The sequence below is a fragment of the Actinomyces sp. HMT 175 genome (assembly GCF_016694895.1).
In the GTDB taxonomy this organism is placed as follows: domain Bacteria; phylum Actinomycetota; class Actinomycetes; order Actinomycetales; family Actinomycetaceae; genus Actinomyces; species Actinomyces oris.
The window spans coordinates 62,231-77,837 of record NZ_CP068012.1 but is presented as its reverse complement, the minus strand read 5'-3'; the positions used below and the strand labels follow the sequence as shown (position 1 = coordinate 77,837).

Annotated in this window: 14 protein-coding genes; 4 read left to right on the top strand and 10 right to left on the bottom strand. The window is 65.3% G+C overall.

What is annotated here, in order from left to right; translation table 11 throughout:
- Positions 1 to 182 precede the first annotated feature (182 nt).
- Entirely contained in the window at positions 183 to 1,169 is a 987-nt protein-coding gene (locus JJJ14_RS00335) for a LacI family DNA-binding transcriptional regulator (RefSeq protein WP_201445026.1), read from the top strand.
- A gap of 214 nt (positions 1,170 to 1,383) precedes the next feature.
- On the opposite strand, the gene JJJ14_RS00330 is transcribed toward JJJ14_RS00335, so the two are convergent.
- From JJJ14_RS00330 to nrdF, 4 genes are all read right to left on the bottom strand, one after another.
- The gene (locus JJJ14_RS00330; protein WP_236592855.1) at positions 1,384 to 2,241 is read right to left on the bottom strand and encodes a hypothetical protein; all 858 of its coding nucleotides are present in this window, start codon (positions 2,239 to 2,241) and stop codon (positions 1,384 to 1,386) included.
- Entirely contained in the window at positions 2,238 to 3,653 is a 1,416-nt protein-coding gene (locus JJJ14_RS00325) for an LssY C-terminal domain-containing protein (protein ID WP_236592854.1), read from the bottom strand. Before JJJ14_RS00325 ends, JJJ14_RS00330 begins: the two co-directional genes overlap by 4 nt.
- A gap of 166 nt (positions 3,654 to 3,819) precedes the next feature.
- Positions 3,820 to 4,542, bottom strand: coding sequence for a hypothetical protein (locus JJJ14_RS00320; protein ID WP_201444358.1), 723 nt, complete (start codon positions 4,540 to 4,542; stop codon positions 3,820 to 3,822).
- A gap of 111 nt (positions 4,543 to 4,653) precedes the next feature.
- Positions 4,654 to 5,628: a class 1b ribonucleoside-diphosphate reductase subunit beta gene (gene nrdF, locus JJJ14_RS00315; RefSeq protein WP_010612846.1), complete on the bottom strand. Its 975-nt coding sequence runs from the start codon at positions 5,626 to 5,628 to the stop codon at positions 4,654 to 4,656.
- A gap of 173 nt (positions 5,629 to 5,801) precedes the next feature.
- Between nrdF and JJJ14_RS00310 the strand changes: the two genes are divergently transcribed.
- A complete protein-coding gene (locus JJJ14_RS00310; protein WP_003788384.1) occupies positions 5,802 to 6,404 on the top strand; it encodes a DUF1269 domain-containing protein in 603 nt (200 codons plus the stop codon).
- Between the two features lie 121 nt (positions 6,405 to 6,525).
- Here the strand turns inward: JJJ14_RS00310 and JJJ14_RS00305 are convergent, their stop codons facing one another.
- The 4 genes from JJJ14_RS00305 to JJJ14_RS00290 form a co-directional block, all read right to left on the bottom strand.
- Positions 6,526 to 7,470, bottom strand: a complete 945-nt coding sequence (locus tag JJJ14_RS00305) for a hypothetical protein (protein ID WP_236592853.1) — start codon at positions 7,468 to 7,470, stop codon at positions 6,526 to 6,528.
- Positions 7,471 to 7,544: 74 nt separating this feature from the next.
- A complete protein-coding gene (locus JJJ14_RS00300) occupies positions 7,545 to 8,384 on the bottom strand; it encodes a hypothetical protein (protein WP_236592852.1) in 840 nt (279 codons plus the stop codon).
- Positions 8,385 to 8,567: 183 nt separating this feature from the next.
- Positions 8,568 to 9,452, bottom strand: a complete 885-nt coding sequence (locus tag JJJ14_RS00295; protein WP_236592851.1) for a hypothetical protein — start codon at positions 9,450 to 9,452, stop codon at positions 8,568 to 8,570.
- Positions 9,453 to 9,761: 309 nt separating this feature from the next.
- Entirely contained in the window at positions 9,762 to 12,488 is a 2,727-nt protein-coding gene (locus tag JJJ14_RS00290; RefSeq protein ID WP_236592954.1) for a DUF7926 domain-containing protein, read from the bottom strand.
- A gap of 439 nt (positions 12,489 to 12,927) precedes the next feature.
- Between JJJ14_RS00290 and JJJ14_RS00285 the strand changes: the two genes are divergently transcribed.
- Positions 12,928 to 13,644: an NB-ARC domain-containing protein gene (locus tag JJJ14_RS00285; protein ID WP_201444354.1), complete on the top strand. Its 717-nt coding sequence runs from the start codon at positions 12,928 to 12,930 to the stop codon at positions 13,642 to 13,644.
- A gap of 198 nt (positions 13,645 to 13,842) precedes the next feature.
- On the top strand, positions 13,843 to 14,886 hold the full coding sequence (locus tag JJJ14_RS00280) for a bile acid:sodium symporter family protein (protein WP_201444353.1): 1,044 nt from the start codon (positions 13,843 to 13,845) through the stop codon (positions 14,884 to 14,886).
- A 10-nt stretch (positions 14,887 to 14,896) separates the two neighbouring features.
- Here JJJ14_RS00280 and JJJ14_RS00275 read toward each other — a convergent pair whose 3' ends face one another.
- Together JJJ14_RS00275 and JJJ14_RS00270 are read right to left on the bottom strand one after the other, a co-directional pair.
- The gene (locus JJJ14_RS00275) at positions 14,897 to 15,277 is read right to left on the bottom strand and encodes a hypothetical protein (protein WP_003788402.1); all 381 of its coding nucleotides are present in this window, start codon (positions 15,275 to 15,277) and stop codon (positions 14,897 to 14,899) included.
- On the bottom strand, positions 15,274 to 15,483 hold the full coding sequence (locus tag JJJ14_RS00270) for a type II toxin-antitoxin system HicA family toxin (protein ID WP_269089893.1): 210 nt from the start codon (positions 15,481 to 15,483) through the stop codon (positions 15,274 to 15,276). The genes JJJ14_RS00275 and JJJ14_RS00270 overlap by 4 nt, the downstream gene beginning before the upstream one ends.
- Positions 15,484 to 15,607 lie beyond the last annotated feature (124 nt).

Below are 15,607 nucleotides of genomic sequence, written 5' to 3'. Positions count from 1 at the left end.
GTTAACATACTAGATGGTAGCCTGCTTCGCTAGGTGTATCTATCGATAAATTCTCGGTTCACCACCCCCATGACGGATTTCCATGGCAACGTCACCAGCCGCCGGAACGTGGATGTCCCTGACACTCCTGATAACCTCTCGCCATGCCAGGGCAGAGCCGAGGGGCGCAGGGAGCGCCGTCGATGAGCGACGTGGCCCGCCTGGCGGGAGTCTCCGCTCAGACGGTCTCCCGCGTGGCGGCGGGCTCGGAGCACGTCCGTCCCGACACCCGCGAACGGGTCCTGCGCGCGATGAACCAGCTCGGCTACTCCCCCAACCGCGCCGCCCAGGCCCTGCGTCGGGGCTCCTTCAAGACGATCGGCGTGCTGACCCAGCAGATCCAACGCACCGGGGAGGCCCTGACCACCGCGGGCGTGCTGGAGGCCGCCACCGCCATCGGCTACGCCGTCAACCTCATCCAGGTGGAGCACCCCGCCTCCGAGGAACTGCGCGAGGCCGTCTACCGGCTCTCCCACCAGGCCATCGACGGGCTCGTCGTCGTGCAGGCCGGGCGGGCGGGGCGTGAGCAGCTGGCCCTGCCGCCCTCAATGCCGGTGGCCGTCTCGGACTCCACACTCGTGGACTACTACCCCTCGGCCAGCGCCGACCAGGTCGGCGGGGTACGTGAGGCCGTCACACACCTTCTGGAATTGGGGCACCGCACCGTCCACCACGTGTGTGGGCCCGAGGACTCCCAGTCCGCCCTCATCCGCAAGGCCACCTGGGCCAGGACCCTGCGGGAGGCCGGCAGAGACGTCCCCGAGACGGTGTCCGGCGGCTGGGAGGCAGCAGCGGGCTATGAGGCCGGCCTGCGCCTGGCCGCGGACCCGGAGGTGACGGCCGTCTTCTGCGCCAATGACGAGCTGGCCCTGGGGCTCATCCGGGCCATGCACGAGCAGGGCAGGCGGGTTCCCACCGACGTCTCAGTGGTCGGCTTCGACGGCCTGGACGTGGGCGAGTACAGCTTCCCGCCGTTGACCACCGTGCGCCAGGACTTCAGGAGGCACGGCCGCGAGATGGTGGACCTGGTGCTGGAGCAGGCCGGCTCCGGGACCCTGGACGGCAGCCACAGCATCATCATCCCCACCGAGTTCCTCGTGCGCGGCTCGACCGCCCCGCCGGCCGCCTGAGCGCGGCGCAACATCGGCCCAGCCACCCACGCTGCGGGAGCCACCGCCCCATCGAGGACTTACTTTTGGCACCAGGACTGCGCTCTCCCCCAGATGACTGCGGGGAGAACGCAGTAGCCTGGAGGACAACGCAGTCCTCGATCGGAAAGTACGTCCTCGGCGCAAACCGCAGCCGCCACTCCGGCCCAGCCCGGCCCGCGGACCCGCCCTCGGCTCAGCCGGCTTGCGGCAGGAGGATGGAGGCCCCCAGCGCGAAGGGGTAGCCGGGTTTGAGGATGCACTGGACGACCGGCTGCGCCATCTCCAGGACGCTGTCGGCGTCGAGGCCCTCCTCGCCGTTGGGGCCGGCCTCGGCCACGAGGTCGGAGTAGGGGATGGTGAGGTCGAGCAGGGCCATGCCGTCCCGGTGGGTGGCGGAGTCCCAGGCGCCGCCCTCCATCTCCTGCAGGGTCCCCAGGTGGAAGCTCATGACGCCGTGGTCGTCGACCTTCGCGGGCACGGACAGGATGTGGTGCGGCTCGGGGTCGCGCGGCGCACGCAGGGTGAACAGGATGATGCCGCCGTCGCGGGCGGCGCGCAGCATGACGCGGCCAATGTGGATGCCGAAGCCGACGATATCGAAGACCCCCTCCATGGCCTCCGCATAGGTCAGCGGCGCCTCCAGGGGGATGGGGGCTCCCTCACCGGGGTCGTTGATGGCGCGGCGGCCCGACGGCGTGGCCGCCTTGAGCAGCAGGAGGCGGCCGGCGTCGGTCAGGACGCCGGTCTCAACGCGCTCCTGCCAGCCGGCCGGGGCCTGGGCGGGGCCGGGCTCGGACTCCACCAGCCCCATACCCAGGACGGTGGACAGGTCGGTGCCGTCGGCGGGCCGGTGCCAGGTGATGGTGGCGTCGTCGTGCCAGATGGGCAGGACCCCGTTGAAGGGGATGCCGAAGCGCACGTGCTCGCGCTCGCCGTCGACGGGCCGGGAGTTATCGACATGACTGACGTGGCTGGTGTGCCGGCCGGACCGACTCTCCGACCCTGCGCCGCCGGCACCATTGTCCTGCGGTCCTGCCAGGTACTCGCTCATGAGCCCAGCCTAACTGCCGCCCGGTCGCCCCGTGCGCTCGCGCGGCCGGCAAGCCGCTCCTCCTTGCGGGCGTGCTCCCACTGGTGGACCTGCCGGGCCGAGAGCGCCAGCAGGGCCAGGACCTGGAGCGCACTGGTGACGACCAGACCAAGCGTGGCCTGCCGGACCCCAAGGCTCGAGACTTGAACCATGTCAGTGGCGACACCCAGGACCAGGGTCGCCATGAGGGCGATGCGGCCACGCGGGTGCCCGCGCCAGGCCGCGACCCCCAGGGCGGCGGTGATGAGCGTCAGGCCGCCGGACACCGTGGCGATGAGGGCGACGACGGCGGTGACCGCACCCGGGTCCTCCTCCGGGAATGGGGCGGCCTCCAGCACCTGGGTGATGTCAATGCGGGCCACGCGCAGAATCTCGACCGCCACCATGAGCCCGATGAGCACCAGGGCGATGACGAGCTGGCTGGGGCGGCGGCGTCGGGCCTGGAGGTCGGCCAGGCGGGCCTGCTGCAGGGAGAGCCCGGCATCGGAACCGGGAACCACCTCGTTGAGGTCGAGCACGTGGAGGGCGCCGTCGGTGACCACCCGGTCCCCTCCCCCGTTCTTGTCGTGGTAGGAGGTGAAGACATCCGGCCAGATCTCCAGCTCGGCGGCCTCGTTGGCCCAGCGGACGTCGTCGACGACGTAGTTGCGCTCGATATCGATGTCGGCGTCGATCTTGTGGGTGACCTGGAGGGTGAGTGCGCTCAGGCCGACGGCGCGGTCGTAGGTGGCGGCGGCCAGCCAGTCCACGTGCCCACCGCCGGGCAGCGACCAGCCTGGCGGGCAGTACCAGAAGCGGATGTGGTGGCGCTGGGCGGGGTTGCCCTCGACCTCCTTCTGGTAGGCGAAGCTCTGCTTGCGTCCGAAGAGCATGAGGCTGGAGACGGGGGCGGCCGGGTAGGAGCGGCGCAACAGCGAGGAGACGACGATGCGCCACGAGGTGCGCAGGGTGATGGGGTCGGCGCGCACCCAGCCGGCCGCGATCATCGCCTCGTGAATGTCCTCCTCGTCGCCCTTGACGGCGAGGTTGACGGGGTCGCCCAGGAGACCGTCAGGGGTGCGGGTGCGGCCGATGAAGTAGTCGGGGACGTAGAGCCAGGTGAGGACCTGGTGGAGGCGCGGCAGGGCGAGGTAGGCCAGGACCGCCCAGAACAGCAGGGAGTTGACCACGAGCACCGCATCGAGGTGCCAGCCCGAGCCGATGAGCAGCCAGGCCAGCCAGAGCGTGGCGACGGCGGCGATGGCGAAGAAGACGGCGTCGAGGACGTCGTCGATGCTCCAGGAGCGGGCATCGACCTCCGACATCTTGGATGGGCCGTCCCGGTAGACGGGCGGCGCCGTCGGACGGGGGCGAGTCACCTCGGATGGCGTCATGACAGCACGCTACCGAATACCTCTGACGTTGGAGGCCGGCCGTACCGCCATCAGCCACCCCCTCAAGCACTGCCGCGCCCTTCCGATCTGTGGAACGGAGGACGCGGCAGCCGGGGAACAGCATCGGCGGGATTCTCAGGGCCGCCGAGGAGACAGTGCTATGAGATCACTTGAGCACGAGGTCCTGGGTGTCGGAGTAGGCCGCGTACTTCTTGCCGCTCTGCATGCCCTCTGCCTCTCCACGGTTGTAGACGATGCTGGTGGTGCCCTCGGAGAAGGGCTTCAGCTTGGTCGACTCCGATACGGCGGCCATGGAGATCCAGCCCTCAACCTGTCCGGAGCCGGAGTCCTCGGAGTCGAACACCTCAAGACCGTCATCCTTCAGGTCGTCGGCCAGCAGCGCCCCGTACTCATCCGCCTTGCGCTTGGATTCCGTTTTGTCCTGGAGCGAGGTGGAGTCTGTGATCTTGTGGCTGAAACCAACATCCCCAGTGAAGTCGAGCTTGCAGTGAAGCAGGTAGACAGTGTCTTTCTTAGCTTTCTCCTTGTACTTCGGTGCGGCGTAGTCCTCGATCACCTTGTCGCAGGTCTGGGTGAGACCGATCTCCTCGTCCTTGAAGGTCACCGGCTTGATCTCCTGAATCTCGGAGCCGGACTTGGTGGTCTCGCCACTCTTGCTCTTGGTGTCCTTGGCATCCTTACCGTCCTTGTCGTCCTTGGAGTCCTCGGAGGGGGATGCATCCGAGTCGCCTGAGTCCGGCTCGGCGGAGCTGGTCGCGGAGCCACTACCGGGGGAGGGCTGAGCGATGTCCTGCTCATCGCAGGCGGACAGTCCGACAGCCATGGCAAGGGCGGCGGCGACGGAGAGAACTTTGACGGAGGAGCGCATGGGGATTCCTTTCTCGCGCGCTGGGGATGGCGAAAGTGTGCACCCGGCGCGAGTCCTCTTCCATGGGGAGCCCACCCAGGGGAGCGCTCCCCGTCTCGGCCCGCCTGCCGCTCAGAAGTCCCAGTCCTCGTCCTGAGTGGCCTCGGCCGTGCCCATGACGTAGGAGGAGCCCGAGCCGGAGAAGAAGTCGTGGTTCTCGTCGGCGTTGGGGGACAGGGAGGCGAGGATCGCCGGGTTGACGTCGACGGCGTCGGCCGGGAACAGCGCCTCGTAGCCCAGGTTCATGAGGGCCTTGTTGGCGTTGTAGCGCAGGAACTTCTTGACGTCCTCGGTCAAACCGAGCTCGTCATAGAGGTCCTCGGTGTACTGCTCCTCGTTGTCGTAGAGCTCCATGAGCAGCTCGAAGGTGTAGTCCTTGAGCTCGGCCTGGCGCTCGGGCGAGGACTCGCGCACGGCCAGCTGGTACTTGTAGCCGATGTAGTAGCCGTGGACGGCCTCGTCACGAATGATGAGGCGGATGAGGTCGGCGGTGTTGGTCAGCTTGGCGTGGCTGGACCAGTACATGGGGGCGTAGAAGCCGGAGTAGAAGAGGAAGGACTCCAGCATGGTGGAGGCGACCTTGCGCTTCTCGGGGTCGTCGCCGCGGTAGTAGTCCAGGATGATGCGGGCCTTGCGCTGGAGGTTCGCGTTCTCCTCGCTCCAGCGGAAGGCCTCGTCGATCTCCGCCGTCGAGATAAGCGTGGAGAAGATCGAGGAGTAGGAGCGGGCGTGGACCGACTCCATGAAGGCGATGTTGGTGAGCACCGCCTCCTCGTGAGGGGTGCGGGCGTCCGGGATGAGGGAGACCGCGCCAACCGTGCCCTGGATCGTGTCCAGGAGGGTCAGGCCGGTGAAGACGCGGGTGGTCATGTTCTTCTCGGCCTCGTTGAGAGTGGCCCAGGACTGCACGTCGTTGGACAGCGGCACCTTCTCGGGCAGCCAGAAGTTGCCAGTGAGGCGGTCCCAGACCTCGAGGTCCTTGTCGTCGGTCAGGCGGTTCCAGTTGATGGCCTGGACGCGGTCGACCAGCTTGATGGGCTCGTGCATCAGTTCCTCCCGAGGTTTGGGTGATCCGGCCTCATGCTACCGATGAGACCGCCGGGCGGCAGTGACGCCCGCCCGAAGAGGGCTGTGGTGCCCGCCGCGCCGGGGCCATCAAGATTCAAACCACTTGTATGATACGATGGCGACATCAGACTGCACCACAAAAGGAGAGCATTTTGACCGACCAGAGCGTAGTCGTCATTACCTTCACCGAGTCCTCCAAGGCGTACGAAGTTCTCAGTGACCTCCGCCAAGCCTCCGCGGAAGGGAGGATCGACGTCGTCTCAGCACTCATCGCGGAACGCGAGGAGGACGGACACCTGCACCTGGCGGAGGGATCGGACGCGACGATCGGCGAGGGCACGGCAACTGGGGGCCTCATCGGCCTGATTGTCGGTCTGCTCGGCGGCCCACTCGGCATGCTCCTGGGATGGGGTGCAGGTTCCGTTATCGGAAGCCTGAGCGACATCGACCATGCTGACAAGCGTGAGACCGTCCTCGGCGACCTCAGCGCCCGCGTCGCTCCCGGAACAACGGCCATCCTCGCCCAGGTATCTGAGGTGACGCCCGAGGTGCTTGACAACATCTCAACGAAGTTGGGTGGAACTGTGGCCCGCCGCCCCGTCTCCGAGGTGCTGGCCGAACTCGAGGCCGCCGAAGCAGCTGCAGAAGCAGCGGATCGCGAGGCACGCCGTACCATTCGCGACAAACGCCGCGAAGAGCGCAAAGAAGCATGGGACAAGCGAGTCGCTGATCTCAAGGAGCACTTCAAGCGCTGAGCACAACACTTTAAAGCGGGCTGCACGCATCGATGTCTCGATGCGTGCAGCCCGTCGTCATTGGCACTGGTGGGGAGAACGGTCGGCACGCCCCAAGGATGCAAGCCCTCTCGCAGATACGTTACGACGAAGCGTCCGGCTGCTGGGCCGCGGCAAGGATGGGCGCACCCTTCTCAGGCGGGTCACCCTGGCCGGCCACCGCACCGCCGTTCATGTCGAAGGCGACGACCTCAGAGTCGTAGTCGTCGTTCGGCGCGGTGGCCAGCTCGACCCGCTGAAGAGTCCGATTCCCCAGGACAGCCGCCAGAACCGGCGCTGCGGCGCCAACCTCCACACCCTTTCCGTACTCACCGAGCCCCCGCACTCTCAGCTGGGTCACCTGGTTGATATCATCATGCGCATCCAGGTCCACCGTCGCATTGGCTCGTTTGTCTGCCGGGATGGCATCGAGGACGCTCTTGATCGGCACGGAGGTGAGGTCAACGCCTTTGGAATGAGTGACGTAACAATAGGATGGGCCCACACGAATACTCTGCTCGGTCTTGAGTGAACCAACACCGACAATCGGAGATGTTAGCGGAAGAATGAAGTTGTCCGGAAGGGTTTTCACGCCTTGGTAGCGCAGTAGGATTTCATTCCCGGAAATCTCCACGCTCTCCACCTCCGAGGAGACCACCTTCATGGCAGCCGGCACGGCCCTCTCGGAGTCATCCATCGGTAGACGACAGGACATCGACGTCGCACCCTGGGTCCATTTGACGTCAAGCTCCACCTTGTCGGAATCGGCCAGATTCACTACTTCGTTTCGAGCATTGCGAATGATGGCGAGGACTGAATCCTGCCCAGGATCACCCTTGAGGTTGACGGTCACATCCCAGCGATCTTCAGTCACGAGCCCCGGCTCCACATCAACCTCAACGGACGTGACTCCATCAAGACCGGACAAATACTTGCGCACCTTCCTCTTCTTCTTACTGAGAGCCAGGGCGAAAGGTGAGCACCCGCCCACTCCGAAAGCAAGAGACACTGCACCCAGTGCCAGCACCTCACGACGTCGAATATTCATCAACCTCACTCCCCTTCCCTTCATCATGCTTGCATGTGCACGTCAGGCAGAGACGCTTTGGAGTCCGCTCCCCATCAGGACGCAGAGGCAACCACCTGTTGGGCGGCGGCAAGGATGGGCGCCCCCTTCTCGGGCGGGTCCCCCTGGCCGACCACAGCGCCGGACTTCATGTCAAAGCCAACCACCCTGGGCTGGACTTTGCTTTCCACCGAGGTACTCAGCTCCACCCGCTGGAGCGCCTGGTTGCCGAGGACTGTGGCGAGGACCGCGGCATCTGGCTGAACATCCTCATCCTGCCAGTTATTCGCCCATTTCTTGAATATGAGACGGGCCTGGTGGCTGTTCTTGTCTTCCGCCTCCAGGCTCAGGACCGCTCCGTACCGCTTATCGGAGGGAATGGATTCCAGTGCACGTTTGATCGGCACGGATGTGAGGTCCTTACCCTTGGCATGGGAGATGAAGCAGTGAGACCGTCCAACCAGGATACTCTGCTCGACCCTCAGGGAGCCGAGGCGCAGCACTGGGGAGGTGGGCGGCAGGATGAAGTGATCCGGGAGAGTCTCAGTAGTCCGGTACTCGAAGGATATTCTCTCCTCCTCGATCTGGACTCGCTCCATGCCGGGCGACACCGCCTCCACCGTGGCGGAGGCTGCCTTGTCAGCATCCTTCATCGGCAGGTAGCAGAAGACGGAGGCCTTAGCCTGGGCCCAGCTGACGACCATCCTCGCCTCGCTGGCCCCGGTCAGGCGCAGTACCTCGGCATAGGCGTCCCGCACAACTGTCGCAACCGACTCCGCGGACGGATCATCCTTGAGCCGCACGTCCGCGACCCAACGATCCGGCTCAGAGAACTCCGGGTGCACCTCCACCCGCGCGGATGCCACGGCACCGAGCCCGGAGAGGTACTGCTGCACCTTCCGTTCCCGCCTCTTGCGCGCCATAGCCATAGGCGAGCACCCAGCCACTGCGAGAGCAAGGGAAACGGCCGTTACGGCCAGGACCTGACGACGTCGCACGCTCATCAGACGTCACTCCGTCGCGTCGACAACACCTGGCGCAGTCTCCTGTCACAGGGAACCATCAGATTCATGCTCCCGTTACGACGAAGCGGAGGCCGACTTCTGTGCTGCGGCAAGTATCTTCGCGCCCTCCTCAGGTGGGTCTCCGGCATCGAAGGCACCCGCTTTCATATGGAAGAACACGCCTTCTCGGCTGGCAACGCTCGTGTTCCATGCGGTCGTGAGGCCAAGCTCTTGAAGCAGCTGATTTCCTGAAACAACGTTGAGGACTTTCGCTGCCGCGGCGACGTCGAGCCCGTCAGACTCTTTTCCAAAAGCAGCAACGTCGAGCGATATGCTTCCACTCACGATATCGTTGTCTGTGAGCTCAACTACAGCTCCCTCCCGAAATTTAGAGTCGATAGCCTCTACAACCTTACGGAGAGGAATGGGACTGAGGTCAACGGTATCGGAAACCGCCCGAATAGACATACCATCAAGCTCAAAGCTGTCACTCACACTCACTCCGGATCGTGGCGTCACGATAAGGTCAGCCGGAAATTCCTTCACCACTCCTCGAGTTACCGAGATACGACCACGCCCAGCACTCATGGCGCCGCGGCCGGGCTTCGCCAGCTCTCTCAGATAATCGAGTTCCGCCCCATTCGGCTCATTCGCTGAGATCGGCCACGACACAGAGGCGCCATTCTGCACCCATGATGCCGTCACGCTAGCAAAGTCCTCCCCCACCACCTGCACAACCCGATCATAAGCGTCTTTAAGGACGGTGAGAGTTTCTTCTCGCCCAGGATTTTTGTTAAGGAGGATCAGGACCGACCAGGAGTCACCTGCGGTGAAATTGGAATCCAGCTCCACATCTACTGACTTGACGGCAGGGAAGCTCTTCAAGGACTTTTCGATTTGATGACGAGCCTGGATATTCTCCGGAGCCAACGACCCGCAGCCCGACATCGCCGGCAACACCAACGCTCCGGCACCGACCAGAATCGTGCGCCTCGGGAGGGCCTTTCCTCCCGCCAGCCCCGTCACAATCGGACCGACTCACCCGAACGCGCCAGGAAGAGCGCGATGAACAGGAACCGGATGATGCTGCGTCGACGATGAGCCATGGCGCCACCGTAGGACCTCACCCCCGGCGCACGGGATGGGGATTATTCCCCTGTCCGGCCTGTGCCGCTGCTGGAGCGCAAGAAGCCCCGGGCCCACCTGAGCGGAGAACTCAGGTGGGCCCGGGGACCTATCCCTGTGAGAGGTGGGAGCTGGCGACCGGCGTCAGGCGCGGCGGCGGCTCACCAGCAGAGCCCCTCCCATCACGGCGACCACGGCGATGCCCAGAGGCAGGCCGATCCTGACACCGGTGCTGGCCAGCGGGCCCCCCGCAGGACCGCCGGGCGCCCCATCGGCCGGGGCCGGCGCCGCCGAGTTGGTGGGCGTCCCCGGCGCAGGCGCACCGGCCGACGACGAGTCACCCGCAGCGGTAGAGCTGCTCGCGTCGGCGCTGGGCTTGGCGTTCGGGTCCGCGCTGGCGTCAGCAGCGGGCTTGTCAGCCGGGTCCGCGCTCGCCTCAGCACTGGGCTTGGCGTTCGGGTCCGCGCTGGCCTCAGCGGCCGGCTTGTCAGCCGGGTCCGCACTCGCCTCAGCACTCGGCTTGGCGCTCGCCTCAGCACTGGGCTTGGCGTTCGGGTCCGCACTGGCCTCAGCACTCGGCTTGGCGCTCGCCTCAGCACTGGGCTTGGCGTTCGGGTCCGCACTGGCGTCAGCAGCGGGCTTGTCAGCCGGGTCCGCACTCGCCTCAGCACTCGGCTTGGCGCTCGCCTCAGCACTGGGCTTGGCGTTCGGGTCCGCACTGGCGTCAGCGGCCGGCTTCTCAGTCGGAGCGGCACTCGGCGCAGCACTCGGCTCGGCGGAAGGCTTCGCAGTCGCCTCAGCGCTCGGCGTCGGCGACGGCACGGCGAGAGAGGTGTACATACCGGCGAACTTCAGGTCCAGCACCTTCTCGCCAATGTGCACCTTCTGAGACGCGGGGGCCTTCAGGGAGTACCCATCGACCTGAGCCGTGTTCACGTCCTGTTCAATGGTGCACTCCGTTCCCACAGGCAGCTCCGGACCGTTGACCGGCGTGCCATTGGCCTTGGCCTTGAGGGTGCCTTCCTGCCCGTTGTCGCAGGTGTAGGTGAAGGTGAACTCCTTGTCCCCGACCTCGGCGCCCTTGACTGTGTTGGTCACCGAGAACGAGCCCTTGGCCTTCGTGTAGGTGTTGGTCATCGTCACCTCGGCCGTCTGATCCTTGACGATGGCGACGGTCTGCGGCTCCGGGGCGGTCAGCGTGTATCCCGCCCGGAAGGCGGAGTCGGTGATCTCGGTGACGGTGCAGGTCGAGCCCGCCTGGACCTCCTCGGAGTGCTCCGAGGTCTTCCCGCCCTTCACCATCAGGAAACCCGTGGTGTTGTCAGTGCAGCTGTAGGTGAACAGGAAGGTGGAGTTGCTGAAGTCGCCGTCGCCGGCCAGGGCCTTCGTGATCGTGAAGTCACCGTGATCCACGGGCACGGCGTCAGCAGAGTTGCTCAGCGTCACGGTCTCGAGCTGCTGCTCCTCAACGGTCGCAGTGTTGGTGCTCTGGCCGTTCACCATGAAGGCCGGCTTACCCCAGACGACACCTTCAGGAGTGACCGAGGCGTTCGTCGGGTCCTCGTTGAACGTGAGGACCGTTCCGGTGGGGAAGATTTCCTTGAACACGGTCTTCGCACCGATGTTGAGGGTCATCTCGAGGTCACCACCAGTACCCTCCTGGTTGAGGGTGCCCGGGGCCTTCCAGCCCGGGTAGGCGCTTGCCTTCGCGTCACCGGGCAGGTCGTAGTTGACACTGACCTTGAAGGTGGTGTCCGCCGGCACCTTGCCGGTCTGCGTTCCGGTGAGGAGCTTGGTGATCTCGAATCCACCGAAGCCGGGCTTCATCTCGACGTTAATGGAGAAGGATGAGGCGTAGTGCACAGCGTAGGAGCCCCGCAGACTGGTTCCCAGCGCGGTGGCGTCGTTCTTGTACCGCACACCGGGCTGCACCTTGCCGTTGTCGGTGTTGGGGGTCGACTCGTAGCGGACGATGTAGTTGCTGCGCGGCGCGAAGGGACCGGTCACCTTGATGAAGGCGACGTCGCCGTTGAAGGTGACGTCGAGGTCGAAGTCGCCCGCGCCGGTGTTCTGGTCGGCGCCGGAAGCGTCCGTGAGCTGCCCGGAGCTGGCACCCTTACCCTCGGAGGTGCCGGTCTCCAGCCTCCACCTGCTCTTGTTGGCGACGTACTTCTGTCCGGGGCCGAGCTCATCGGTGAACATGATGGTCGAGCGGGTCTTGCCATCCACGGTCAGCGACTGACCGTTCTCCTCGAGAGCCGCCTTGATCTGGTCAGGACCGAAGATCAGCTGCCAGGCAATCTTGTCGGAGTCAGCGGTCAGGTCGCTGGCCCACTTGGTGACCTTCTCCGGCTTGTAGGGACCTTCGACGTACGCGCCGATCTTGCCGCCGGGAACGGCCACGGGAGTGTCCACGCCGTTGGCCTTGATCGACAGGTTGGGCAGATCCGAGGCCCCGTTGGCCACCACCAGTGACGTCCCGTTACCCCGCAGGTCCTTGAAACCCTGGGCGACGATCTTGTCGAGCTCACTGTTGAAGGTGCAGGTGATCTTACGCTCGGCCACCGAGCACTCACCCACCTGCGTGTTGACGCCATCGTGGTTGAGCATCATCGGCTCAGTGATCTTGTCCTTGCTGCGGACCTGCTCGGGCAGTGCGATCTCGAAGGAGTCCCCGCCCTTGGCCTGGGCCTTGCTGGCATCCCAGCTGAACTTCAGCTTGAGGTAGTCACCGCTCTGAACCGCGGTCTTGGTCGGGTCCTCCTCGCCGGTGGCGTTGGAGGGGGTCAGTGACAGGTCGGAGATGGTGATCTTCGGGTTGATGGCGGCTCGGGCCTGCATGGGCAGGACCGTCAGCATCGCAGCGACCATCACCACGAGCAGGAGGAGAGCACCTGTGACACGCGCAGGCGCTCTGAGCGCTCTGGGGGCAGGGATCTTTGACACGGCAAACCTTTCGGGAGAAGTCCGGCACTCAATTGATGCGGAGCCGAACTTAAGTTCTATATTTACTGGTATCAATGGCGAAAATCTCACGCGGCGGTCACGAATCGGCTGCCGTTTTGCCTCGAAATGATGACGATGATGACGACTTCATCGCTAACCGCTCAGGTGGGAGAAATCGATTTTCGACGGCGCCCACGTCGGCTCATCCCTCAGCCGACCCCAGAGTTGCAGCCAACAACCGATCATCAGCAGTATCGGCCGCAATTCCACCATCCATCCGGCATCCACTCAGCTCCGGACATCGCCACGGACACAGACACTGCACCGGCCCCTCAGGCACGTAGTTGACTGAGATAATAGATTCATGAGTCCCACGGTTCGGGTGGGCGAGACCTCCGCCCTTGTCAGCAACCTCGTCAACCAGCTCGTACAGCGGTTGGCGGCCGACGACGCGCCCGAGCGCCTCGTCGTCGGGCTCGCGGGTGCTCCCGGTTCGGGAAAATCAACGCTGGCCGAGCAGCTGAAGACCGGGTTGAAAGCAGCGGGCATTTTCGCCGGGCTGGTCGCCATGGACGGCTTCCACCTGTCCAACGCCGTCCTGGACGAGCTGGGGCGCCGCAACCGCAAGGGCGCGCCGGACACCTTCGACGTCGATGGCTACCTGACGACGCTGGACCGAGTGCGGGCCGACGGCGCCCCTCGGGTCCTCGTCCCGGTGTACCGGCGCGACATGCACGAGTCCGTGGCGGCCGGGAGCATCGTCAGCGGCACCGGCGTCGTCGTCACTGAGGGCAACTACCTCGCGCTGGAGACGCGCGGTTGGGGTGCGGCACGTGAGCGGATCGACCTGCTCATCCACATTGACGTGCCCGAGGAGGTGCTCGTGCCGCGGCTCATCAACCGGCACGAGGACTTCGGTAAGAACCCGCTGGCGGCCGGTCACTGGGTGCGCACTGTGGATCTGCCCAATGCTCGCCTCATCGCCACAAGCGTCCACCGCTGCGACGAGGTGTGGCGTGACCCCGAGGACGAAGACGACTCCAACGTCGTCGACGACGGCGCTGACGACGACCTCGAGTAGAGCCCCCCGGCCTGCACTGGCCTCACCAAGCCCGCGGGGCCACCGACGCGGGTCACGGCCGGCGACCCGTTCCGAGCCCTCAGTACTCGACGCTCAGGTGCGTCCGCACGGTGGACTGAGACGGCATCGTTTCACTCCTCGGACTATCGTCACGGCGCGTATCCCCGCTGACGCTCCACCGTTGATCCGAGGCATCCCATGACACCCCCGACAGACACTGACGCAGTCACCGATGCAGCCGCCGAGAAGAGACAGGACCGCAGCGCCCGCATTGCGGTGACGGTCTTCCCGCTCATCATGTTCGGCGCCTTCCTCGCCGCCTTCTTCTCGCCCTCCACTTTCGTGCCGTTGGCCGGTTACATGACGCCGTTGCTGGCCGTCACGATGCTGGGGATGGGGATGACCCTGTCCATCCCGGACTTCACGATGATCGCTCGTCACCCGAAGCCGGTCATTCTGGGTGTGCTCAGCCAGTACGCGGTCATGCCGCTGGTGGGTTGGAGCGTGGCGAACCTGCTGCCGCTGTCCCCCGAGCTCAAGGTGGGCATCATCCTCATCGGCTGCGTGCCCGGAGGGACGACGTCGAACGTGGTCACCTACCTGGCCAAAGGCAACACGGCGCTTTCGGTGTCGATGACCGCCTTCTCCACGATGCTTGCCCCCATCGTTACCCCGCTGCTGACCCTGTGGCTGGCCGGGACCTACATGCAGGTGCCAGCCGGGTCGATGGCACTGTCGATCGTGCAGATCGTGCTGCTGCCGGTGGGTGCGGGCCTGGCCTGCAATGTCTTCTTCCACCGGCAGGTGGCGCGGATCCAGCCGGCGATGCCGTGGGTCTCGGTTGTGGCGATCGCCGCGGTGGTGGCGGCCGTGGCCTCCAAGAGTCAGCCGCTCATCGCCACCGCGGGGCCGCTGATGTTCGCCGCAATCGCCTTGGAGAATGCAACCGGCTACGCCCTGGGCTACGCCGTGGCGCGAGCCTTCGGCGTCTCGCGGGCCGACCGCCGCACGATCGGTATCGAGGTGGGCCTGCAGAACGCCGGGCTCGGTTCAACGCTCGCCCTGCAGTACCTGAGCGCGGCAGTGGCCGCACCCTGCGCGGTGGCGACCTTCTGGCACACGATCACCGGTTCCCTGCTGGCCATGTACTGGCGCCTGCGCGGGTTCCCGGCCGGCGAGGATCCGCATGCCACCGTGCGCGAGCTGCGCCGTCGCACCGAGGAGTCCTCGGCTGCGAGGTAAGCCACTGCTGTTAGGCGGAGAGCTGCGCGATCCGCCCCGGAGTGAGTGCCACGGCGCCGGCGACGTCGCGCACACTGTGCCCTTGAGCCAGCATGGCGTGCACCGACTCCTCCGTTGCGCTTCGCAAGGCCGCCTCGGCGGAGCGGAGAGCCATCCGGTCGTTACCGACCTTGAGTGCCCGCACGATGTACTCCGGCAGACCATCATCCGGAAGAAGACGGACGTCAATGACAGCCCCCTCCGGCAGATCCGCTGCAAGGATGATGGCGTCGACAATCTCAGCGCGCACCGCTGCGAGAGTAGGGGCCCAGGTATGCGCCGTGGGTTCCTGAACGCACTGCGCCAACCAGTTGTCCGCCTCGCGACTCACCGTCACGTCATACGTCGTCATCGTCTTGTCCACCCTTTCCCGAGGACCGGCGCAAGGTCGCGATCGATCGCAGCCAGCGTTCCCACCGGCACCTCTCCAGCATGTTGAGGAACAACAGTGAAGGCCCGAACCCCCTCGGCCGACACCACCTCGTACCGTCGATGCGAACCACGTTGACGAGTCATGACACCACCCAGCGCCTCGATCCGTCGGCTGAGATCACGCACCTTCACGACAGCAGTTTATTCGCTAAACAACTCATGTGTACAGCCACTACACAACACACAGGAGATGATGGCAAGAGCGGTCATCAACAGACACTCGCCCATCCAGCACGAGAGTCGGGGCCGG